Source organism: Amycolatopsis sp. w19, from assembly GCF_051373225.1.
Taxonomy (GTDB): Bacteria; Actinomycetota; Actinomycetes; order Mycobacteriales; family Pseudonocardiaceae; genus Amycolatopsis; species Amycolatopsis japonica.
Window position 1 is genome coordinate 124518 of record NZ_JBPQFM010000005.1, and the last position, 21727, is coordinate 146244.

Genomic DNA, 21727 nt, shown 5'->3' on the forward strand with positions numbered 1-21727 from the left:
AAGACCATGTGGGGAGATGACATGCCGAGGTTCCTGCGAGCCGTGGCCCTTGCCGCCGCCGTGGCGGTCGTACCGGTGGCCGTGCCCGGCGCGGCGATCGCCTCGACCGCGTCACCTTGTCCGCAGCTGAGGTTGGCCGACCATTGGTACGGCGACAACGCGGCGAAGATCCAGCAGGTCATCTGCGGCAAGAAGCACGGCGAGCGTCCGGTCGCCGTGTTCGATTGGGACAACACGGTCATCAAGAACGACATCTCCGACCAGACCGTCTTCTGGATGATCCGGCACGACAAGGTCCTCCAGCCGCGCGACCAGGACTGGCGCACGACCAGCCGCTACATGACCGATGCCGGCGCGAAAGCGCTGAGCAAGGCGTGCGGTACCGCCACCCCGGCCGGGAAACCACTTCCCACCAGCAAGAACATCGCCTGCGCCGATGAGCTCCTGTCGGTGCGGAAGAGCGCGAAGACGACCACCGGCGAAGAGGTCTTCGCGGGCAACAACCGGCGGTACATGGAGGCGGCCTACGCCTGGGTCGCGCAGATCAACGCCGGATACCGCCCGGACGAGGTCCGCGCGATCGCCCGGCAGGCCAGGGCCGCGGCGCTGCTGGCGCCGATCGGGGCGACCCAGAAGGTCGGTTCGAGCACGCAGGTCGCGTGGATCCGGTACTACCCGGAGATCAAGGACCTGATCTCGACGCTCACCAAGGCGGGCTTCTCGACCTGGGTCGTTTCCGCCTCACCCAAGGAATTCGCGGACGTCTGGGGTTCCGCCGTCGGCATCCCGCCGAGCCGCACGCTGGGGATCTACTCGCAGACCACGAACGGCCGGATCAACGGACACCTCGAAGGCTGCGGCGGGCACGCCGACGGCGCCGACGAGATCATGACCTACATCGACGGCAAACGGTGCTACATCAACGAACGCATCCTCGGGATCCGCGGCGCGAAGGCAATGGAACCGGCCCCGGCGGACAAGCGGCAGGCGCTCGCCGGCGGCGACGCGACCACCGACGTCACCATGCTGCGCGACGCCACCGGAGTCCGCGTCACGCTCAACCGCAACAAGGACGAGCTGATGTGCCGCGCCTACGACAACGCGGACGGGAAATGGGCGGTGAACCCGATGTTCATCGAGCCCTTCCCGGCGCTGAGCCGCACCTATCCGTGCTCGACGACGGCGTACGAAAACGCCGACGGCACACACGGTCCGGTGCTGCGCGACGACGGCACGGTCATCCCGGATCAGCGGGACACCGTGCACCCCTGAGCGGGTTCACGATGCGTGACGCTCGGTCGCCCCGCTGCTACCGTGGCGTTCTTGGCTGAGTGAGGGGGAGGCCGTGGTTGACCTGTTGCAGGTCGTCGTGGACGAAGCCGCGAAGGCGGCCGCGACCTCGGCGGTGGGCGCCGTGTCCACGGCCGGGCGGAACGTGGTGTCCCTGCTCAAGGAACGGCTCGGGACCGGTGATTCCGGAAAGGACGCGCTGAGTTCCCGTGCCCTCGCCGCCGCCCGCGCGGACAAGGAATGGGCGGATCGCCTGATCGAAGCGGTGTCGGAACTCCATTCCGAAAACGCGTCGACGGCCACGGCCGGTATCGAGAACTTCCGCAACCACTTGGCCATCCTCGCCGACCCGCCGCGGACGGGGCTGAAACTGATCGTCGGCCCCGGCGGTTCGGGTAAGACCGAACTCGCCCGCCAGATCGCCGACCGGGTCCAAGCGGACTTCCCGTCGGGCCGGGTCGAAGTGTCGCTCGCCCGGTATCGCGACGGCGACGAATTCGACGCCGCGGCCGTGAAGCGGTACGTGCTCGAGGAATTCGGGATTCCCCGCGGCGAGATCCCGGTCGACGACGAACAACTGGACCGGCAGTTCCTGTCGGTGCTGGTCACCAGGTCGTTCGTGCTGATCCTGGACGACGTCGAGCTGGCGGCCGAACTGGCCTTGTTCACCCGCTTCCGCACCAGCCTCGTGCTGGCGACGGCTTCGCGGTACGGCCGCGAGCTGAAGGCGTGCGATCCCCATGCCATCGAGCTCCGGGGGCTCGACCAAGAGGGTGCGCGGCAGCTGCTCACCGACTTCTGCGGCAAGGTCCGGCCATCGGAGGAACCGGTCGAGAGCGATCTGCTGATCGGGCTCTGCGACCGGATGCCGCTCGCACTCCGCGAGGTCGGCGTCACCCTGGCCGGTCGCGCCGGGGAGACCAGGCCGGTCGCCGCGCTGCTCGACGAGTACCGCGCGACCGGCGTCGTCGACGCCGAAGGTGTCATCCAGGACTCCCTGCGGCGGACGTTCGCTCGGCTGTCGGACGCCGCCGTCGAGGCCTGCGCTCTGCTGGCAGAGCATCCCGGCGGGTTCTTCACCAGGGCCACCGCGGCGGCGATGACCGGCGACGCGAAGGTCCTCGACGAACTGATCGCCGCGCAGCTGACCCATCAGTTCGGTGATTGGTATTCGCTGACAATCCTGGTGGGGCAGTACGCGCGCGGGCTGACGGCGGATCGGAACGCGGGCTTCGACCGTCTGCTCGCCCATGTCCGGGACACCGCGGTCGCGGCGGATTTCCGCGAGAACCCCCAGCGACTGCGCACCTACGTCGTTCCCTCGAAGCGGACTTGGGACCTGCCGGTCGATCACATCGATTGGCTGGAGTGGCATCGCACGCTGATCGGCGAACTGGTGAAGCTCGCTTGGCTGCGCCATCGCCACAAGGAGGCCTTGCAGCTGGCCGGAGCCTTCGAAGCGCTCGTGAACAAACGGGGCTACTGGCGCGAATTCGTCGAGATCAGCGACTGGGCGGTGAAAGCCGTCGAAGCCGATAAGGACGCGAAGCCCGGTCAGCTGCCGCGGACACTGATGATGCGGGGCAAGGCCCGCTTCCTGGCTCGCTGGTTCCCCGCCGCGCGCGAGGATCTCGACAGGGCGGCCGAAATCCTCGCCGGTCCGGCGGTCGGCATCGCGGAACGCCGATGGCACACGCTGCGGGCGTCGCTGGCGGAGTTCCGGGGACGGTTCCACGAAGAGCACGCGGATCTGCTCGTCCATCGTCGGGCCGGGAAAGCGGAGATCGATCGGGAACTCGGGGAGGCCGCGCGGCAGCTCCGGCTCGCGTGCGCGATCAGCACCGAGCTCAAGGACGGTCCTGCGCTCGCCATCCATCCCAGAATGCTCGCCAACGTCCTGATCAAACTCGGCGAACCGAACGAGGCGATCGCCGTCCTCGGCACGATGAGCGCCGAAGGACGCAACCGGGCACGGGTGGAAATGGTCTATGCCAACGCTTATCTGGCGCTCGGCGAACTCTCCGAGGCGCGAGCGCGGTTCGCGTCCGCCTGGAATCAGCTGACGTCCCAGCGGGCCACGCAATACGCCTGGGAGCTCAGGGAACTGCAGGCGCGGCTGATGACCGCCGAGCGCGATCCCCGCGCGATCGACGTATGGGGGCGGCTCGCCTACGACGCCACCCAGATCGGTCACCCGCGAGCCGACCGGTACTTCACCGCACTCGAATCGTCACCGCCCGATCGCCGACGCTGAGCGGTTCGGCGGGCGGCAACCGGTCCAGATAAACCAGCGACGCGCCGATCAGCGGGTCGATCGTGCGGTCGGTCAAGGTCAGTTCCCGCCGGACACCGTCACGCGTGCGGACCAGGCACGTGCTCCGGCCGACGGTCGCCGCGGCCACGGCGGCGTCCGGCCACTGTCGGAGGATCTCCTCGGACCACCGGGGAAAGTGGTCGACGTCCTGATCGTCCAGCCTGCGGTAAACGATCCTCGCGGTGGACAGCTGCCGCAGCGTCGCCTGGGTTTCGTGCGCGACCAGGTGTTTGTTCGCGAGGTCGTGCCGACGGCCGGTGCTCGGGAACCGCATGATCTTCGTCGCCGCCCCGGCTTCCTCGGTGCCGACGACGAAGGTGGCGACTTCCCGCGGTTCGACGTCGGGCACGTCGTGGGGCGGGAAGGAGGCTTCGGTCGCGGGCTCGGAAAGCTTCATCAGCCGGTACAGCCGTGGCCGCAGCAGTTCGGCGGACAGGTCCGCGGCACCGACGGCCTGTTTCACCACGGCCGCGTGGTCACCGGGGCTGTGCCGCCGGATCGCGAGATCGATCTGAGGCCCCAGTGCCTCGTCCGGATCGAGCCGCGCGGTCCGTTCGGCGAGCGCCGCGATGGGGGAGCCGGGAACCACGGTCTCACCGCCGTCACCGATCAGGAGCAGGGGCCGGTCGACCGCGGCGGCGTACAGCGCCAGCGAACCGAAGTCCGAGATGACACACGAAGCGGCGGTGAGCGCGGCCTGCCAGCCGGCTTCGGGCGGAAGCACCTGGAGGCCCGCTTGGCGTGCCTCGGAGAGCCACGCGTCGACCTGCCAAGGGCTGTGGGCCGAGGTGATTCCCGGATGGAGCACGGCGCAGCAGCGATAGCCGTCGTACTCGAGCTCGGAGACCAGCCGCAGCGGGAGATCGGGCACCGTCCCCAGTAGTGAACCGGGACCCCAAGTGGAGGCGATGACCACCAGGGTGTGGCCGTGCGCCCCGAACGCGGCGCGGTACGCGGGGGCGCGATGGATGCCCGCGCGCAGGCGGTCATGGCACGGGTCGCCGACCATCACCGCGCGTGCCGCCGCTTCGGGACCGGCTTCCCGCAGGTGGGCGCGCTGCTCGGGATGGGAGAGCGCGACCATGGCGGGGACGACCCGGCCGTCGCGGACGAGCCGGTCCGGATTCATCCCGGCGACCGTCCGGCTCCGCGGGTAGTACTTCTGGTAGCCGATTCCATGGGGCACCAGGACGATCGGCGCGTCGAAGAGATGGAGATCGTCGTTCTCGCTCGCCGCGATCACCAGGTCGAAGCGGCTTTGGAGGGCCTGCCGCCACGGAACGACGGAGGCGCGGAGCGTGCCGAGGAATTCAGGAACGCCGGCGCCGAAGATCGCGGTGCTGTCCGCGTCGTAGGTGAAGACCAGCTGGAGCCGTCGATCGCTCTCGATCAGCGACAGGATGTCCAGCAACCTCGTCAGCGTCGTGACCGTGCGGACGACGACCAGGATCTTGCGTTCGACACCGATGGTGAGCCACTGGTCGAACTCGGGATCGACCGGGACCTTCGCCCAAAACGACGGGGGGGGGGTACCTTTTTCGCGCACTACCTGTCCCGGCGCGCGATCCATGCCGCGGCCTGCGTGCGGCGCTGCATGCCCAGCTTCGCGAGCACGGACGTCACGTAGTTCTTCACCGTCTTCTCGGCGAGGAACAGGCGCTCGGCGATCTCGCGGTTGGACATGCCCTGCCCGATCAGGTCCAGCACCTCGCGCTCGCGTTCGGTGAGGGAGCCGAGTTCGTCCTCGGGCGGATGCCGCAGCTTGTCGAGCACGCGCGCCGTCGACAGCGGGTCGAGCAACGACCGGCCCGCCGCGACCTCGCGGACCGCGTTGACGACGTCCTGGCCGCGGACCTGTTTCAGCAGGTACCCGGCCGCGCCCGCCATGATCGCGCCGACCATGGCCTCCTCGTCGTCGAACGCGGTCAGCATCAGGCACTGCGGCGGGTTCGGCTTCGAGCGCAGCTCGCGGCAGAGCGCGATGCCGTCGCCGTCGCCGAGCCGCACGTCGACCACGGCGACGTCCGGCTCGACGTGCATCGCCACGGCGAGGGCCTCGTCGACCCCGCTCGCTTCGGCGACGACCTCGATGTCGGGCTCGTCGGTGAGGAGGTCACGCAGACCGCGCCGCACCACCTCGTGGTCGTCGATGAGCAGCACCTGGATCGGCATACCCCCACGTTACTTCGTCGCCTTGGCGACCATCCCTTCCACCAGCGCCGACGGCAGCCCGGCCCGTTCGCCGAGCCAGCGCACCCACTTCGGCAGCAGCGCCTGCGCGGCACGGCGGACGGGGTCGTCCGCCCAGTCGCCGATCAGCGCGGTGACATGATCGAGCCGGTCCGGGGATACCGCGAACCAGGTGGCCGGGATGACGCCCTCCATCCACTCGGCGGCCAGCTCTTCGACCACCAGATCGTCGGGCTCGTTGCCGAAGGTCTCGAGGTGCCAGGCGTTGAAGGGGACGGTCATCACCGGCGGGTCGATGTCCGAGTAATAGGAGCGGATCGGCGGCAACCGCAGGCCGCGGTTCTTCAGCGCGGTATCGAGAGTCAGGTACCGCCGTTCGGCGCGGTACCAATTGTCCAGGATGGTGCGCGATTCGTCGCCGAGGATGTCCAGCGAGCGGTTGACGAGACCTTCCAGGCGTCCCGGGTCCGTGACCGGCTCGGGCTCCGCCGTCCCGCCGAAACGCTTCCGCCATGCTTCGGCCGCTTGATCGAGCGAGTCGTGGACGCCGCCGCCGACTAGGCGGGGAATCCACGACGTGTCGATTTCGAACTCGTACACCGTTGTGGCCGCGTCACTGGGGTAGGAGAACGTCGCGAACACGCCGAGGCGCGTTCCGTAGACATCCTGGAGTTCCCAGACGTCGCCGGTCGCCTTGATCTTCGCGGCCAGCCGGGGCCATTCGGGCAGGACTTCCGACCGTAATGCCTTCCGCAGCCTGCTCACGCTCGCGCGCACGAACGACTCGAAGCCCGGTGGGGAGATCGCGCTCATCCCCTGCAGCAGCAGCCAATGCTCCTGGCGAGGCTCCACGTTCGACACCGCGAGCACGACGGCTTCGAAGAACAGGTCGAAGTCGAGGCCGTTGTTCGCGCCCTGAATCGCCCGGTGCAGCTCGGCTCCGAGCAGCGAGGCAGTCGCCTCCTCGAGTTCGCGGGGGCCTTGCGCCTTCAGGAGAACGCCGGCCTCGGCGAGGACGATCTCGATCGCCCCCGGCATCCAATCCGGCAGGGCCGAAGGCTCCATGGCCTGCGCCTTCTGCGCCCCTACCGGCTTCTTGTTCTTCTTCGGCTTCCGGCCACGTGATACGGGCATACCCGCACGTTACTTCGGGGCCGCCCAGTAAATCGCCTTGGCCACCTGCGAGTACAAGCCCTTCGGGTGATCACGGAACAGCGGTTCGGTGCCGAACAGCACCGCCCGCCCGCCGAGCCCGGTGGTCCCGGACACGACGGCGGCCTGGCCCGCTGCCTGCAGCGGCCCGCCGGTACCGTCGTCCCGCGTCCGCCAATGCCCCGCGACCAGGGGGTTCCCGCTCGCGTAGCGCTGCTCGACACTCACCGAGGAGCCGAGATCAGTGAACCAGAACGGCCCGTAGACGAACGAGTCCGGCAGGGCGCCGGCACCCACCGGGCCGGTTCCGTTGACGACCGAGACGACGCCGTTCCCGTCCTCCCAGCCCGCCACCGGACGTGCTTCGAGAAGTCCCACGTCCGTGTTGAACCGCGCGCCAGTGGCACCGCGGGTGACCACACCGCCGCGGGCGAGGAAGGCACGCAAACCGTCCTTCGCCGCCGGAGTGAGGTCGGTGTACCGCAGTCCGGAAGAGACGAACAGCAGGTCCACCCGTGACCAGTCGAAGCCCGCGTTGAGCACCGCCGCCGACACCGGCCGCACGTCGAAGCCCATGTCCCGCAGTGCTTTCAGCTCGTCCGCCCCGACGGCGGCCGCGATCGTCTTGCGGCTCAACGGGGTCGCCGTCCCGCGTGCCTCGGTGAATCGGACGCCGTAGCGGTCCGCCACCTCCGCGGCGGCAGGGCGTGCCGACGCCGGAACGACGATCGTGCCGTCGTCCGTACGGCCGAGGGCGAGGCCTCGGTTCAGCAGGTCGTTGACCGCGCTGACGTCCTTGGCGTCGACCAGCTTCAGCGCGAGGTCCCGGCCGGGCGCGGCGTCGATGCCACCGGTCGGCGACGCCGCGACGACGTCGTGCGTACGGACGTCGAGCCTGCCCTGCTTCACGATGTCGACCGACGCGCCCCAGAGCAGGCGATGGCTCCAGCCGGAGATGTCGTACATGACCGGCACCTTCGCCGAGATGTCGCTGCCCTGCTCCAGCATCACGTTCGCCAGCCCGCGTTTCGGCTGGTGCATGTCGACCACGTACGAACCGGCCGGATAGCGGCGTCCCGCCAGCGAGAACGGGCGATCGGCCTGCCGCACCCGGACGTCGTTGGCCACCAGATGGTCGACCAGCCGGGAAGCGGCGACGGCCGACCGCTGGTCGGCGCCGGCGGGGATGACGTACGCGCGCGGGAACTCCGTGCGGTAGCGGTCTTCCGGCCCGAAGCCGGGCACGAAGCCGTCGGGGATCTCGCGCTGCGCTTCACCGGCCGTGCCGCGGCGGAACATCTCGATCTGGTTCGCGATGAGCTCGCCGCGGTTGCGGTCGACGTAGTTCAGCGTGCTGCCGATGGTGGCCTCGACGACCTCGGTGTTGATCACCGCGCGCCGCTGGAGCTCCGTCACCGGCTGCGTTTCGTAGTCCGCGTTGTTCACCCGCATCGGGATTTCGATCGTGAAGGACACCGCGCCGTGGTACATCGCGTACTGGGCGGTGTAGATCGGCGCCCAGCCGTCCCAGCTGCCGGGGTCGTAGTCGCGGAACGGGATCTCGGGCTTCGCCGTCTCAGGCCGTCCAAGGGCCTTGACCGCCTGCTCCATGCCGAGCCCGTTGGCGTAGCCGTGCTTGATGTAGAGGTCGAAGTCGTAGTTCTGGCCGTGCGGCGGCGTGGTGGGCTCGATGAGCGTGTTCGCGACGTAGCCGTGTTCGTCCAGCATCATCAGCGGCTGCTTGCCGATCGCGATCCCGCGCATGGCCCGCACTTCGGGCTGAGACGCGGTGACGAAGTCGCGGTTGGGGTCGAAGCCCTGCGACGTCTGCCGCGTGCCGGCGACGCGGCCGTCCGGATTGGCCGTGACGTTGAAGTAGAAGCGGTTCCGCTTCAGCAGTTCGACGGTTTTGGGATCGTTCGACGTCGCCAGCTTCTCGATGACGCGGAGCGCGCCGTCGGTGCCTTCCCATTCGTTGCCGTGGATGTTGTTGTTGATCCACACCGGCGCCTTGTAACCGTGGCGCAGGAACGGGTCGCGCGCGGCCCGCGCCGGGTCGTTCTCGATGAGCGACCGCCAAGCGTCCTGCCGTCGCGTCTCGGACCGGCTCTCCGGCGCGGTCAGCGTCACCAGGTAGAGGTCGCGGCCGAGCCCGGACTGCCCGGCGATCTCGACCGAGATCCGGTCACTGCGCGCCTGCAACGCGTTCAGCTTCGGCGCGATCGCGTGATACGGCGCGAGCCCGAGTTTGATCGACTTGTCGGCCGTGTTCTCCGGATACACGCGCAGCTTCGTCTTGCGCGGATACCCCGAATGGTCACCCGCGACGTTCTCGCCCGCCGCGGCTCGCGCGACGCTCATCGGCTGGTCGGTCGCGGCGACCTCGTTGCGCTCCGGTCCGTTGCCGGGATCGCGATGCGGCGACGTCGGCGGTGGCGCCGCGTACGCAGGCGCGGCGACCGCGCTCAGTGACAGCATCAGGGCCAGGAACACGGTGCGAGCCGAACGCGACAAGGGCCACCTCCAGGGACGTCGGCACAGTGTTTCCGGTCGGCCGAACGGCCCACAAGACCCGAAAGGCGGCTAATCGGGCGCCGGGAACTACTTCTTCGGCTCGCAGGCGACGCCGTCGCCGTCTCGGTCGAGTTTGCGGTTGTAGCCGGGCTGCCCCGCGTACAACGGCGCCGCTCCGGCCGCTCGCACGGCGTCGCAGTTCGCGTAGGACACCGCCTTGGGCGGATCCGGTTCGGCCGCCGCGGGCGGCGGGGTGGACTTCTTCGTGGTGGGCTCGGCCCGGGTGATCGGCGGGGCGGCCGGCTGCTGCGGTGGCGCGACGGAGGTCGGTGGTGTGTCGATCTTGCCGAAGCAGGGCGGCCCCCAGAGCCCGTTCCCCGCCGTTCGCGCGGCGTCTTCGGCGGCCTGCAGCGCGGTACCGATGGTCTTCTCGACCGCCCTGCTCGCGAATTTCGCGTATCCCGCTTTGAGCGCGGTGGTGGCGTAGTCACCGCCGTTCACCATGCTCACCGATGCCAGCGGGACACCGGCCTCATCGGATACCGATCGAATGAAGACCTCTTGGCCGGTCAGTGTGTTCTTTGCCCACGTGAGGGCTTCCTCGGCGAAGCATCCGTTCGTATTCGGAGGGGTCGTCAAACCGAGGATCCTGACGATTTTCTCACCGTTGGGACCGGTCACCTTGACCGTGCCGGCGTCCACGATTTCGGCGATCCGGTAGGTGCTCGGAGCGGTGGCCGAGGAGGTCGGCGAGGGCGACGTCGTCTGTTCGGCACTTTTGGCCGCGACCGGCTGCTCTTGTTGTGGCTGAGGGGTTTTCCCGAACACGGCGCCGAGAACGAAAAGTACCGAAAAGGCGGCGAGGACGATCATCATCCAGCGGGGCATCCGCTTGTCGCGGGAGGGACCGGTGTGCATGGGCGTCCTCGGGATTCTTGCTTCGGGTGAGCTTCGCCGGTTTTTGTCGTTCCCCCGGCGAATGGTGTTACATGCTCGGCATTTCTGTCACGAAGCGGCCACGAACGGGTCACCGTCGGCATTCGGGCGTTACGCGAACGGTGACGTCACGATCCACCGGTAGACGCTTCGAGAAAAGGAAACGAAATGGCGGAGACAGTCGAAAATCTCGCGTTGACTCCAGACGGCCGGTTCGCCGCGGGGACGACTGAATTCACCGCCATCGACTTCGAGACCACCGGCCTGCACCCGGACACGTGGTCGAGGTCGCGGCCGTGCGCGTCCGGGCGGACGGCACGGTCCTGCGTGAGTTTTCGACGCTGGTCAATCCGGGCCCTGGCGTGGATCCCGGCCCCGCCCACGTGCACCGGATCACCCGCCGCGAGCTCGACGGCGCTCCCTATCTCGGCGAGGTACTGGGCGACTTCCTCGATGTCTGTCAGGGCAGTGTCCTGGTCGGACACAACCTGCCCTTCGAGGCGCGCTTCCTCGACGGGGAGTCCGGCAGGTTGGGCGCGCGGATCCCGGCGATGCCGGGCGTGTGCACGCTGGCCGCGGCCCGGCGCGCGCTGCGGTTGCCGAACTATCGCCTGGCCACGGTGGCCGAGGCGGTCGGCGTCGGTGAGTTCGCGGCGCACACGGCGCTCGCCGACGCCTACGTATGCGCCCGGATCGTGACGACGCTGGTGAACACGCACGGCCTCAGGTTCACGGAACGGCCGGTGTTCCCGGAATTGCCGCGATTCGCGCCCGCCACGCGTCTGTCGCCTCGTCGTGTAGTGGTGCCGAGCGGTGGCACCTGGATGGCGGATTTCGTCGACCGGGTACCCGAGGCCGCGTTCGGAGCCACCGGCTCGCTGCACGACGCCTACGTCGAGCTGCTCGGCAACGCCTTGGCGGACCGTCATATTTCGGACGACGAGGCGAGGGCACTCGGTGCTGCGGCCTCGGCGGCGGGGATGTCGGACACCGATCTGCACCGCGTGCACACCGGGTTCGTCAAGGCCATGCGCGAGCTCGCCGAAAGCGACGGAGTCATCACCGCAGAGGAAGAACGGGATCTGCGCGCCGTCGCGGCGGCTTTGCGAGTGCCCGAAACGCTGCACGGGCTCCGGGTCACCGGGGCCGCGTCCGGTGTGCGCCGTCGCGTCCTCGTTCTCGGCGACGGGCTGGCGGAGGATGATCTGCGCGCCGCAGTGCTCGACGCGGGCCTTCAGCTCGCGAAGAAGCTCACCGCGTCGGTGACCCATCTAGTGGTGGGCTCCGGAGTGCCCCCTACCGAGCCACGGATCGCCAGGGCGGGTGAACTCGGCGCGAAGGTGCTCGGAGTCGCCGAGGCGCGTGAAGTGCTGGGTCTCGTTCCGCGGCCGGCGCCCGTGTCGGCCCCGATCCCCGTGCCGCCGCCCGCCCCGGTCCCGGCTCCCGTGGCGTCGGTGCACCGGCCGGTCTACACCGCTGAACAGCCGACGGCTGCTTTCGTTCCTTATCCGCAGCCACCTGTTCCGCACGGGTACATACCGCCAGCGCCGTCCCCACCGTCGGTGAAGCTGTGGGGCGGCCGGGCCCTCATGGGGTTCGGGATGCTGCTCATGTTCATCACGGTGCTCGCGTTGTTCGGCGGCGCGGGGCTCGCCGCAGGCCTTTTCGTGGGCGTGCTGGGTGTCGGGGGCCTGCTCGGCGGCTGGCAGATCGCCGTCAGGGCTTGACGTCGGGCGCCGGGAACCGGTGCTCGTTCCGATCGATCTTGGCGTTGGCCGCCTCGATCAGGTCCACCCCGAGGCTGTTCGCCAGCTGGAGGAGGTACAGCGTGACGTCGGCGATCTCGTCGACGACGTTGTGCGCCAGCTCGGGGTCGGAGCGCCACTTCGCCGACTCCTCCGGGGTGAGCCATTGGAACAGCGAAGTCAGCTCGCCGACTTCGCCGGACAGCGCCATGACCAGGTTCTTCGGGGTGTGGAACGGTTCCCAGGCCCGTGCCGCGGCGAAGTCGCGGAGGCGCTGGTTGAGGTCGTCGAGAGTCACGTGCCGTGCCTACCAGATCGTCACGGTGCGCTAACGGCCGTATGGCGGACGAGCGTTGACGTGCAATTTGCACCTTGCCTAGCGTCGCTGGGCGTCGGGGAACGGATCCGGAAGGAAAGTCTTGACGTACCAGCGAAGCCTTCGCGCTCGCATGCTCTCCATCGCGTTCGTGCCGAGCGCGGCCTTGGTGCTCGTCGCGTTGTTCATCGGCGGATTCCTCGTCCAGCAGGCCATCCAGGACCGTGACGACGCCGAGGGCGGGGCGGTCATCATGGCCGAGGCGAGCCGGGGGATCGCGTCGCTGCAGCGCGAGCGGGCCGTCGCGCTGCGGGCGCCGGGCAGTCGTTCCGCCACCTACACCGCTTACGCCGATCGCATCGACACTTCGCTTTCCTCGTTGCGCGAGATCGCGCGGGCCGCCCCGGACGCCGAAGTCGGCTATCAGCAGACGATCGCCGTCGAGCTGCTCACCGCCGTCGAAGGCATGGACCGCAGCGATTCCCTCGCGGTCGCCGGGATCGACGACGAGGGGCGGCGCGACTACGCCGCGGCTGTGGGCGCCTACCGGTCCAGGCTCGACGCCGTCGCCGGAAAGCTGACGGAAAGTAGCCGTCGGACCTACCGTGATCTCGTCGGGAGTGTGGATTGGAGCCGGTTCGGCGCGGTCGAAACCGCGTTGAGCGCGGCCACGCCGCCGCCCGTCGGCCAAGATGCCTGGCGCGTGGCGGCCGGCGTCGTCGGCCGGACCCTCGGCGATCTCGCCGCACGCCAGATCGAGTACTCGGCGCAGCTCGCGATCGACGGCGGACGCCGGGTGCTGAGCGGCGCCCTCGCCGCCGCCGCCGCGATTTCGCTGCTCGCGGTGGTGGTGATGGCGATCGTCATGCAGCTCGTCAGCAGGCTCCCGATCCCGATCATCCGCTGCCCTTCGCGGCTCGACGCGGCCCCGCTGACCTGGTCACACCTGGTGAGCGATTACGCCGAAAAGAGCACGCTGTTGGCCCACACGAGTCGGCGAAGCGGTCGGGCAGACTTGTCCGGGTGAGTTCCCCGACGGATCTGCGCCCCTACCTGCGTACTTTGGACGCGGAAACGCTGGCGGACCTGCTGCACGCCCAGGCTGAGCGTGACCCTGAGTTACGGCAGGCTCTGGAGAACCGTTTCGCCACCCAGGGGAGTGACGTCGCCGAGGCGCACCGCCTCCTCGACACCGCCGTGCTGGCGAACAACGTCGAGTACGCCGCGAAGGTCGGCTCCGTCCTCGACACGCTTCAGCGGCTTCTCGACGCCGGCAGCCGGGCCGATCTCGCACCGCTCGCCCGCCGGACCGTGGACGACATCAGCGAGATGCTGGAGCAGATCGACGACACCTCGGGTGAGGTCGCGGACCGGTTGGACCGGGCCGTCGAGCTGTACGCGCGGGCCTGCGCGGCCCGCCCGCCGGACCCCGAGACTCTGGCCGCCTGGATTCTCGAAGTCGAGTTCGACGGCCCCGGCTGGCCCGCCATCGAGCTGGCTGACTTCGCCTCCGCCTTGGGAGAAAAGGGAATCGCGCGAATCCAGTCCACTGTGGACAAAGTGCTGGCGGAGCAGCCGTCCGGCGCGAAACGCGAGACGGCCGAGCGGTTGCGCGAGGAGCTGGCGGAGGTGTCCGGCGACGTCGACGCGCTCGTCGCGATCCTCGCCGCCAAACCGCCGCGGGTGGACGTCAGCCTCAAGATCGTGCGCGTCCTGCGCGCGGCGGGGCGGCACAGCGAGGCCATCGCGCACGCGGCACGGGCGCTCACGCACGACAAGAAGGAAGAGCCGCCACCGCCGGAAGCGGAGCTGGTTCCCTTGTCGCGCAAGGAGTTCGACGAGAATCCCACAGCCGCGACCTACCTCGCTCTGCGCGAGGAGTCGCAGGAAGCTGGGCGCTGGGTCGCGCAGCGGAAGACCGCACTGGCCCGTCTACGCGAACTCGCCGCCGGGAGCACCCAGGCCGCCGACGAACTCGTCCGCGCGTTGCTCGGCGAGGATCGCGCCGACGAGGCTTGGCGGGCGGCGGTGCGGTTCGAGGCCTCTTTGCCGGTGCGCGTCGAACTCGCGGACGTCCGTTCCGTCGCCCATCCGGCCGAAACCATTCCCGTGTATCGGGACCATGTCGAAGAATTGATCACGCGGAAGGATCCGAACTCCTACCGCGAGGCCGCCCGGCAACTGCGCAAACTGCGCACGGTGCACAAAAAGGCCGGTATGACTGAAGAATTCAGCTCGTACCTCGGCACATTGGTGGAAATACACAAACGCAAGACCCGGCTGATCGCCGAGGTCAAGGCGGCGAGAATCGCGATTCCCAAACCGGTCGGCGCGTAACCGCGCCCGGCGGCCGTCGTTATTCGAAGTGAACCGAGGAAACCCGGCGAAGAAGGTCGAAGTCGCGGTGGTCCTGTAACCGGTTTCCACCCGCGTCCTCCCCGCGGACGGGACCCGTGTTCCGCGCCCGGGACCACCGCGACGAGCCCGATCGGGTCCGCGTGCAAACATGTCGCCATGAGTCCGGTGAGCCGTGCCCGCAAGAAGGCAGCCCAGCCCTCCACCCCGAGTGTGACGGGCCTCTTCAAGGACGTCCTCCGGGACTTCTCGACCCTTGGCGCCGAACCCGAGGTGCTCGACGTCGAGCTGCTGACCTCCGAGGTGCTCGGCCAGTGGTGGGAGATCGAGGTCGAGGAGGACGAGACGCCGCTGGGCCTGGAGCTCATCGCGTTCGCCGAGCGGAAGATCACCCCCGCCGCGGCCGCGCTGCTCGCCGGGTTGCGGGTCTTCGCCGAGACCGAGGAAGAGCGTGAGGCGGCCGCAGCGGCGCTGAACACCGTGCTGGGCCGCGGGATCCCGGAACCGGAGTGGGTGGGAGACCTCGCCGCGGTGACCGTGGGGGACTGCTGGCGGACCGGCGACGTCTTCGGTGACGAGTCCTCCCTGCTCTGCGTCTTCACCCGCGGCGGTGTCGAGCACGGCCTGCTCGCTCTGGTCGACTTCACCGAGGGCGGCCGGATCCGCGACGTCGTCGTGGTCGACAAGCCGCAGGACGTGCTGGCCGAGATGCGCCAGCAGGCCGCCGACGACCCGGAGCTGGTGACGCTGGAGCGGGTCCTGCCCGAGCGCGCCCACCAGCTGCTGGCGGACGGGCTCGCCGCGACGGACGTCGTCGAAGAACCCGACGTCAGCGAGGACTACGCGCGGTTCCACGCGCTCGCGCTGGCCTGGATCCGGGCGATGCCCGCGCCGGAACCGTCGCCCGAGATCTCCGAATGGCCGGAGCAGGTCCGCGAAGAGGTCGTCGCCGACTTCATCGGCTCCGGGCTCGTGGAGGACACGGACGCGACGCGGTTCTACGCGCGCCTGCTGGTCGACTACGGCTGCGAGACCGAGCCGGGCAGCCCGCTGCGGGTCGGCCCCGAGAAGCTCGCCCGGTTCCTCGAGTCGCTGCTGGACGGCGAGTTCGAGATCGACGAGGCCTACGAAGACGCGCTGGAGCCCGCCCTGCTCGGCTGGGTCACCTGGGCCGCCGACCGCGCCGGGCTCCCCGAGGCCGCGCGGGTGGCCCTGCTGGAGAGCGCGACCGAGTTCCTGGAGGAGTTCGCGCAGGACGAGGACTCGGCGCTGGACGTCTACTTCGACGGCTCGGAAGGGATCGAGGACCCGGCGGAACTCGCGGACGCCCTGGCGCGCCGCATGTTCGCCGTCCCGACGGTCTACGCCGAGATCGGCGACGAGGAGCTGGAACTCGAGCCTGCCGACCCCGAGCAGCGCCGTCTGCTGGTGATCGGCGAGCACCCCGAGTATCACGAGGCGCTGGCCGAGGAGACCTTCGACGGCGAGCCGAGGATGCGGCTCGCGCTCAAGACCACGATCGTCGACCAGCTCTGGGACGACGAGCCCGCCGAGGTCTGGCAGGCCGTGCTGCGGCTGAGCGAGACCGGGCAGGAACGTGAGGAGATCTTCGATCGCCTCATCGACGCGCTGTCCGCCCAGCTCGCCGAAGCGGGCGAACACGAGATGGACTACGACGTCGACGACTATCGGAAGGCGCTCGGCGAGCTCTGAGCGCGCGGGAGGCTCAGCCGAGCGGAGCCGCGGGGGTGCCCTTGGTCTCGGTGACTTGCGGCTTCTTCCGGCGCCGGTCCCCGCGGGCGTCGTCGAAGTCGACGACGAAGGCGCCGGCGGCCATGGCCACCAGGAGTGCGAGTCCGAGAATCGAGCCGACCCAGGTCAGGATGATCGAGAACATCGTGAGCCTCCTCCCTGCTCAAGGTCTGTTCGAGACCTCTTGTTCCCCTGACACAAGGGTCGCTGTGGGGGGCTGTAGCCGGTATCGGCCAACCGGTTACACGTACTGAGCGTGGATCGGCCGATCGGCCGAGGAAAGCCGCCCGGCGACAGCGGTGTGCGACCGGCGGGCCTCTGCGGCTCGCAGGTGGTGCGAAGGCTCCTGCTTGTGAGGGAACGGCGGGGAGTCGGAAACCCGCGATCGTCCGGTTACGCGGTGTGCTCGCTCAGAGCTTGCGCAGCCGGACCCGGTTGATCGTGTGGTCGGCGTCCTTGCGGAGCACGAGGGTCGCCCGCGGCCGGGTCGGCTTGATGTTCTCCATCAGGTTCGGCTCGTTGATCGTGTGCCACAGATGGCGCGCCTCGGCACGGGCCTCGTCGTCCGGGAGGCCGGCGAAGTGGTGGAAGTGCGACGCGGGATCCGCGAAGGCGGTGTGCCGCAGCTTGAGGAAGCGCTCGATGTACCAGCGTTCGATGTCGCTCGTCGGCGCGTCCACGTAGATCGAGAAGTCGAACAGATCGGACACGGTCAGCCGGGGGCCGGGCTGGAGGACGTTCAGCCCTTCGAGGATCAGGATGTCGGGCTGCTGAACGACCTGTTCCTCGTCGGGAAGGATGTCGTAGGCGAGGTGCGAGTACACCGGCGCGCTGACTCGCTCGGCCCCGGACTTCACCTCGGTGACGAACCGCAGCAGCGCCCGCCGGTCGTAGCTTTCCGGGAAACCCTTGCGGTGCATGATCCCGCGCCGGACGAGTTCCGCACGCGGGTAGAGGAACCCGTCGGTGGTGACCAGGTCGACCCGGGGGTGATCCGGCCAGCGGGCGAGCAGCGTGCGCAGGATGCGCGCGGTGGTCGACTTGCCGACGGCGACGCTCCCGGCGATGCCGATGATGTACGGCACCTTGGTGCCCCGGCTGTCTTCACCGAGGAAGGTGGTGGTGGCTTCGTACAACCGCTGCCGGGCGGCGACCTGGAGATTGATCAGCCGGGAGAGCGGGAGGTAGACCTCGGCGACCTCGGCCAGGTCGACCTGTTCACCGAGACCGCGCAGCCGCAGCAGTTCCGCGGCGGTCAGCGGCAGGGGAGTCGACCTGCGCAACTCTCGCCACTGCTCACGGTGCAGCTCGACGTAGGGACTGAGCTCACGGACCCGCGGCATCGCACACTCCTCGCCCGTCGCCTGCGCTGGCGCCGTACAAAACCGTGTTGACGAGTTCTCGGCGGGTGAACGTGCCTCGAACCGGATGAAGCCGCTTTAACGGTAGGGCTTACGGCTCGTGAACGCGCTGCGATGTGATGTAGCCCGCTTCGGGGCGTTACCGTCCGTTACGGGAACGGCCGGGCGTGAAGACCTCGTCCCAGGCCGCGGCGACCTGCCGGGCGCAGGACGCGGGGGCGACCCCGCCGACGCCGGTACCGAGGCCCGGCATCGCGATCGTGTGCACGAGATCACGGACGCGGCCCTGGTCGAGACTGGCGTCGCGCCACTGCTGGAACACCGCGCGGGCGGCGAGGTACGGGTGCACGGTGTCGCGCGGGAGGCGTTCGCCGGGTTCCCGCATGGTCGGCGCGCTGATCAGCCAGGCGGGCTCCGCCTCGCCGGTCGGCACGATCACCGCTTCGCCGATCGGCAGCTCGCCGCCGTGGTAGGCGAGGACGGCGCTGCGGACGTTCTGCTCGACGCCGGGATACGCGCGGGCGTAGACGGCGTCGATGCCGCCACGCATCCAGCCATAGGAGTTCGCGGGGCTGACGACGGCCTGCGCGACGACGTCGAGCACGGATCCGCGGTGCACGAAGACGCGGCCGTCCACGGTGTCCGCGACGGTCGTCCAGGCTTGGGCGAGCAGGTCATCGACGGCGCACAGCACCAGCTCCGGAGTGGGATGGTCCGGCACGGGAGCGAAAGAGGAGCCGACATCCTCGTGGCCGGTGTGCGTGCCCGGTTCGGCGGTCACGCCCTAAGCATGGCAAAAAAAGCCACCTGGCGTAACCGGCGCGCGTACCGGCTGTCCGAGTGAAAGTCGCCACCCGCGCCGTGCGTAATCTGGCGGGGTGTCACGGATCGCCTATTTCGGCCCCCAGGGAACCTTCACCGAACAGGCCGCGCGCCGGCTCACCTCCGGTGAGGAGCTGATCCCCGCCGAGACCATCCCGGCGGCACTGGCCGCCGTGCGCTCGGGCGCGGCCGACGCCGCCTGTGTCCCGATCGAGAACTCGGTGGAGGGCGCGGTCACCGCCACCCTCGACAGCCTGAGCGAGGCCGAGCCGCTGGTCGCGGTGGCGGAGGTGCTGCTGCCCGTCCACTTCAGCGTGCTGACCAGGCCGGGTACGACCGAGATCCGCACCGTGGCGAGCCACCCGCACGCGCTCGCGCAGGTCCGGCACTGGGTCGAGGCGAACCTGCCCGGCGCGCATCCGGTCGCGACGTCGTCCACGGCGGCGGCCGCGGTCGCGGTGGCCGAGGGCGAGTTCGACGCGGCCGTCACCGCGCCGGTCGCGATCGAGCACTATCCGCTGGAGGTGCGGGCCACCGAGGTCGCCGACGTCCGCGACGCCAAGACCCGGTTCCTGCTGGTCCGTGCCCCCGGTGAACTGCCGGAGCCGACCGGGGCCGACCGCACGTCGATCGTCGCCGCCGCCACGAACCGGACCGGTGCCCTGGCGGAGCTGCTCACCGAGCTGGCGGTTCGCGGGATCAACCTGACCAAACTGGACGCCCGTCCGACCAGGAACAACTTCGGCGAGTACCGCTTCTTCATCGACTTCGAGGGGCACGTGGCCGAGCCCCGGATCGGGGACGCGCTGGCCGCGTTGCGCCGCCGGTGCCGCAACCTCCGGTTCCTCGGCTCCCACCCGCGCGCGGACGACGGCAAGACCGAGATCGAACTGGACGCCGCCAACGAGGACTTCACCGACGCGATCGACTGGGTCGCCTCGGTACGGAAGGGAGCACAGGCGTGAAACTTCTCCTCGTCCGCCACGGCCAGACCGAGGGCAACGTGCGCGGCGCGCTCGACACCGCGCTGCCGGGGCCGCCGCTCACCGAGCTGGGCCGCGAGCAGGCACAGGACCTCACGACGCGGCTGGACGGCGAGCCGATCGTCGCGGTCTACGCCTCGCAGGCGGTCCGCGCCCAGCAGACCGCCGCGCCGCTGGCCGCCGAACTCGGCCTCGACGTCCAGGTCCTCGACGGCGTGCACGAGGTCGCCGCGGGCGACCTCGAAGGCAAGACGGACAAGGACTCGATCACCACCTACATGAGCGTCGTGCGCCGGTGGACGCTCGGCGAACTCGACCCGCCGATCCCCGGCGGTGAGACCGGCGCGCAGGTCCGCGCCCGGCTGCTCGACGCGGTCGCCCGGCTGCGCGCCAAGCACGAGCAGGCCGACCCCGACGGCACGGTGGTGCTCGTGAGCCACGGTGGCGCGATCCGGCTGGGCGGCGAATGGCTCGCCGGGAACGTGACCGCCGAGATCGCCAACCAGGGCCTCATCCCGAACACCGGCGTCGTCGAGCTCGTCGGGACCGCCGACGGCTGGACGTGCCTCACCTGGGCGGAAACCCCTGTCGAACCCTGAGCGGGGGACGCTTGCCTCACGACCGCCGGTCGCGTGGGGATGGCGTCCTTCACCGCGTCTCATGTGGGTATGGCTCCTTTCAGCCCGTTTGCCTCCGCTCCCGCCGGGGAACACAGCACACAAGATCGATTAACACCTTGTGGGGAATTAACCGGTGGGGCGCAACCTCGTCGGCGGACGACACGTCTACTGGACGGTGGGTCACCCGGATACAGGGAGGCGAATGACCATGGTTCGTTCGAAGTTGATCTCCATCGGCGGTCTCGTCGCGGGTACCGCCGGGCTGTTGCTGTTCAGTGCGTGCGGTTCGGGGACCGCGCCCGTCGCGCAGAACACGTCCGCGTCACCGTCGAGCTCGGCGCCGGAAACCTCGGCGGCGCCCAGCGCGACTTCTTCGGCTTCGGCGCCTGCTCCGCAACCCGCCCAGCCGCCCGCCCAGGCGTCGAAGAACGACGGGCTGTGCAAGGCGGGTGACGTCAAACTGTCCATCAAGGACAGCGACGCCGCCGCGGGCACGGTGTACCGGAAGCTCGTCATCACCAACGCGAGCGGGCACTCGTGCACGATCCAGGGCTTCCCCGGCATCTCCTACGTGACGGGCGCCGATGGTCACCAGGTCGGTGAAGCCGCGTACCGCGACGGCGCCAAGGGCGAACCGGTCCAGCTGGCCAACGGCGAGAGCGCGATCGCCGACGTCGGCTTCGCGAACGTCCGCAACTACCCCGAGGAAGTCTGCAAGCCGGTCGAGACCAGGGGCCTGCGGGTGTACCTGCCGCAGGAGACGGCGTCGAACTTCCTGGCGGTGCAGGGACTCGGCTGCACCGGCAAGATCTCGGGCAACCAGCTGACGGTGAAGACCGTCCACAAGGGCTAGATCCCCCGGCCTCGTGAGTGGCAAGGACGGTTCTAACCGTCCTTGCCACTCACGAGACGTTTCGTGGCTAGAGCTGGGTGCAGAGCTGTTCGGCCTGCACGAGGTGCCGCTGCCCCGAGATCTGGTTGAAGTGCAGGCTGAACACCATCCTGCTGACGCCGTCGATGTGCTCGGCCAGCGGCCGGTAGGTGTCGTTGGCGGCGGCCGCCGCGGCGGAGAGCTCGCGCGCGGCCGTCATCCGGTGCAGGACCTCGGGCGCCAGGACCGCCACGGTCTGGTCGCCGGGCGCGGAGTCGGTGGTGTCGGGGATGGTGCCGACCCTGGCCAGCGCCGAGCATGCCGCCTGCGCGTCTTCGAGTGCCCCCGCGTTGACGCCCGAGAGCGCCCAGAGCATGCCGATCACGCCGCCACCGATCACGAAACCGGCGACCGCGGTGAGCACCTGCGGGCGTCTGGAAGGTTCTGTCGTCCCCACGCCGGCCTCCGGCACCAGTGTCTGCTGCATCGCGGACCTCCCCGTCACC

The 21727-nt window shown here is 69.4% G+C and carries 19 protein-coding genes; 9 read left to right on the forward strand and 10 right to left on the reverse strand.

All coding sequences use genetic code 11. From position 1 onward, the window contains the following. Positions 1-21 precede the first annotated feature (21 nt). Complete coding sequence (locus tag ACSMFO_RS13370; RefSeq protein ID WP_436458854.1) at positions 22-1272, forward strand: haloacid dehalogenase-like hydrolase; 1251 nt, start codon at positions 22-24, stop codon at positions 1270-1272. A 73-nt stretch (positions 1273-1345) separates the two neighbouring features. Continuing rightward, positions 1346-3544, forward strand: coding sequence for a tetratricopeptide repeat protein (locus ACSMFO_RS13375; RefSeq protein WP_436458855.1), 2199 nt, complete (start codon positions 1346-1348; stop codon positions 3542-3544). Here ACSMFO_RS13375 and ACSMFO_RS13380 read toward each other — a convergent pair. The 5 genes from ACSMFO_RS13380 to ACSMFO_RS13400 all read right to left on the reverse strand — a co-directional run bounded on the left by ACSMFO_RS13380 (position 3504) and on the right by ACSMFO_RS13400 (position 10378). After that, positions 3504-5150 (reverse strand): hypothetical protein, encoded by a 1647-nt coding sequence (locus ACSMFO_RS13380; protein WP_436458856.1) that lies wholly within the window; start codon positions 5148-5150, stop codon positions 3504-3506. The two genes, ACSMFO_RS13375 and ACSMFO_RS13380, sit on opposite strands and share 41 nt — an antisense overlap. Beyond that, complete coding sequence (locus tag ACSMFO_RS13385; RefSeq protein ID WP_016330621.1) at positions 5150-5776, reverse strand: response regulator; 627 nt, start codon at positions 5774-5776, stop codon at positions 5150-5152. Before ACSMFO_RS13385 ends, ACSMFO_RS13380 begins: the two co-directional genes overlap by 1 nt. Before the next feature lie 9 nt (positions 5777-5785). After that, positions 5786-6928, reverse strand: a complete 1143-nt coding sequence (locus ACSMFO_RS13390) for a hypothetical protein (protein ID WP_436458857.1) — start codon at positions 6926-6928, stop codon at positions 5786-5788. Positions 6929-6937: 9 nt separating this feature from the next. Continuing rightward, positions 6938-9460: a M14 family zinc carboxypeptidase gene (locus ACSMFO_RS13395; protein ID WP_436458858.1), complete on the reverse strand. Its 2523-nt coding sequence runs from the start codon at positions 9458-9460 to the stop codon at positions 6938-6940. 87 nt (positions 9461-9547) lie between these two features. Then, complete coding sequence (locus tag ACSMFO_RS13400) at positions 9548-10378, reverse strand: thermonuclease family protein (protein WP_436458859.1); 831 nt, start codon at positions 10376-10378, stop codon at positions 9548-9550. Between the two features lie 314 nt (positions 10379-10692). Between ACSMFO_RS13400 and ACSMFO_RS13405 the strand changes: the two genes are divergently transcribed. Continuing rightward, positions 10693-12123 carry a 3'-5' exonuclease gene (locus ACSMFO_RS13405; RefSeq protein ID WP_436458860.1) on the forward strand — a complete coding sequence of 477 codons (1431 nt, stop codon included), beginning with the start codon at positions 10693-10695 and terminating at the stop codon, positions 12121-12123. Here the strand turns inward: ACSMFO_RS13405 and ACSMFO_RS13410 are convergent. Beyond that, entirely contained in the window at positions 12113-12439 is a 327-nt protein-coding gene (locus ACSMFO_RS13410; RefSeq protein ID WP_037333591.1) for a nucleotide pyrophosphohydrolase, read from the reverse strand. The genes ACSMFO_RS13405 and ACSMFO_RS13410 overlap by 11 nt on opposite strands. 121 nt (positions 12440-12560) lie before the next feature. On the opposite strand from ACSMFO_RS13410, the gene ACSMFO_RS13415 reads away from it, so the two are divergent. The 3 genes from ACSMFO_RS13415 to ACSMFO_RS13425 all read left to right on the forward strand — a co-directional run bounded on the left by ACSMFO_RS13415 (position 12561) and on the right by ACSMFO_RS13425 (position 16525). Further along, positions 12561-13484, forward strand: a complete 924-nt coding sequence (locus tag ACSMFO_RS13415) for a nitrate- and nitrite sensing domain-containing protein (protein WP_436458861.1) — start codon at positions 12561-12563, stop codon at positions 13482-13484. Further along, complete coding sequence (locus tag ACSMFO_RS13420) at positions 13481-14794, forward strand: hypothetical protein (protein WP_436458862.1); 1314 nt, start codon at positions 13481-13483, stop codon at positions 14792-14794. The genes ACSMFO_RS13415 and ACSMFO_RS13420 overlap by 4 nt, the downstream gene beginning before the upstream one ends. Positions 14795-14971: 177 nt before the next feature. Further along, a complete protein-coding gene (locus ACSMFO_RS13425) occupies positions 14972-16525 on the forward strand; it encodes a DUF1841 family protein (RefSeq protein ID WP_360123904.1) in 1554 nt (517 codons plus the stop codon). Positions 16526-16538: 13 nt separating this feature from the next. Here the strand turns inward: ACSMFO_RS13425 and ACSMFO_RS13430 are convergent, their stop codons facing one another. The 3 genes from ACSMFO_RS13430 to ACSMFO_RS13440 form a co-directional block, all read right to left on the reverse strand. After that, positions 16539-16709 (reverse strand): hypothetical protein, encoded by a 171-nt coding sequence (locus ACSMFO_RS13430; RefSeq protein WP_240596227.1) that lies wholly within the window; start codon positions 16707-16709, stop codon positions 16539-16541. A gap of 265 nt (positions 16710-16974) precedes the next feature. Then, positions 16975-17907: a type I pantothenate kinase gene (gene coaA, locus ACSMFO_RS13435; RefSeq protein WP_038507400.1), complete on the reverse strand. Its 933-nt coding sequence runs from the start codon at positions 17905-17907 to the stop codon at positions 16975-16977. A gap of 157 nt (positions 17908-18064) precedes the next feature. After that, positions 18065-18706, reverse strand: coding sequence for a macro domain-containing protein (locus ACSMFO_RS13440; protein ID WP_038507403.1), 642 nt, complete (start codon positions 18704-18706; stop codon positions 18065-18067). Between the two features lie 97 nt (positions 18707-18803). Here ACSMFO_RS13440 and pheA point away from each other — a divergent pair, with 97 nt between their 5' ends. From pheA to ACSMFO_RS13455, 3 genes are all read left to right on the forward strand, one after another. Beyond that, positions 18804-19712 carry a prephenate dehydratase gene (pheA, locus tag ACSMFO_RS13445; protein WP_360123901.1) on the forward strand — a complete coding sequence of 303 codons (909 nt, stop codon included), beginning with the start codon at positions 18804-18806 and terminating at the stop codon, positions 19710-19712. Then, entirely contained in the window at positions 19709-20329 is a 621-nt protein-coding gene (locus ACSMFO_RS13450) for a histidine phosphatase family protein (protein WP_436458863.1), read from the forward strand. Before pheA ends, ACSMFO_RS13450 begins: the two co-directional genes overlap by 4 nt. A 223-nt stretch (positions 20330-20552) precedes the next feature. After that, entirely contained in the window at positions 20553-21203 is a 651-nt protein-coding gene (locus ACSMFO_RS13455) for a DUF4232 domain-containing protein (protein ID WP_436458864.1), read from the forward strand. Between the two features lie 67 nt (positions 21204-21270). Here ACSMFO_RS13455 and ACSMFO_RS13460 read toward each other — a convergent pair whose 3' ends face one another. Next, entirely contained in the window at positions 21271-21708 is a 438-nt protein-coding gene (locus ACSMFO_RS13460; RefSeq protein WP_037333564.1) for a hypothetical protein, read from the reverse strand. Positions 21709-21727: the final 19 nt, after the last annotated feature.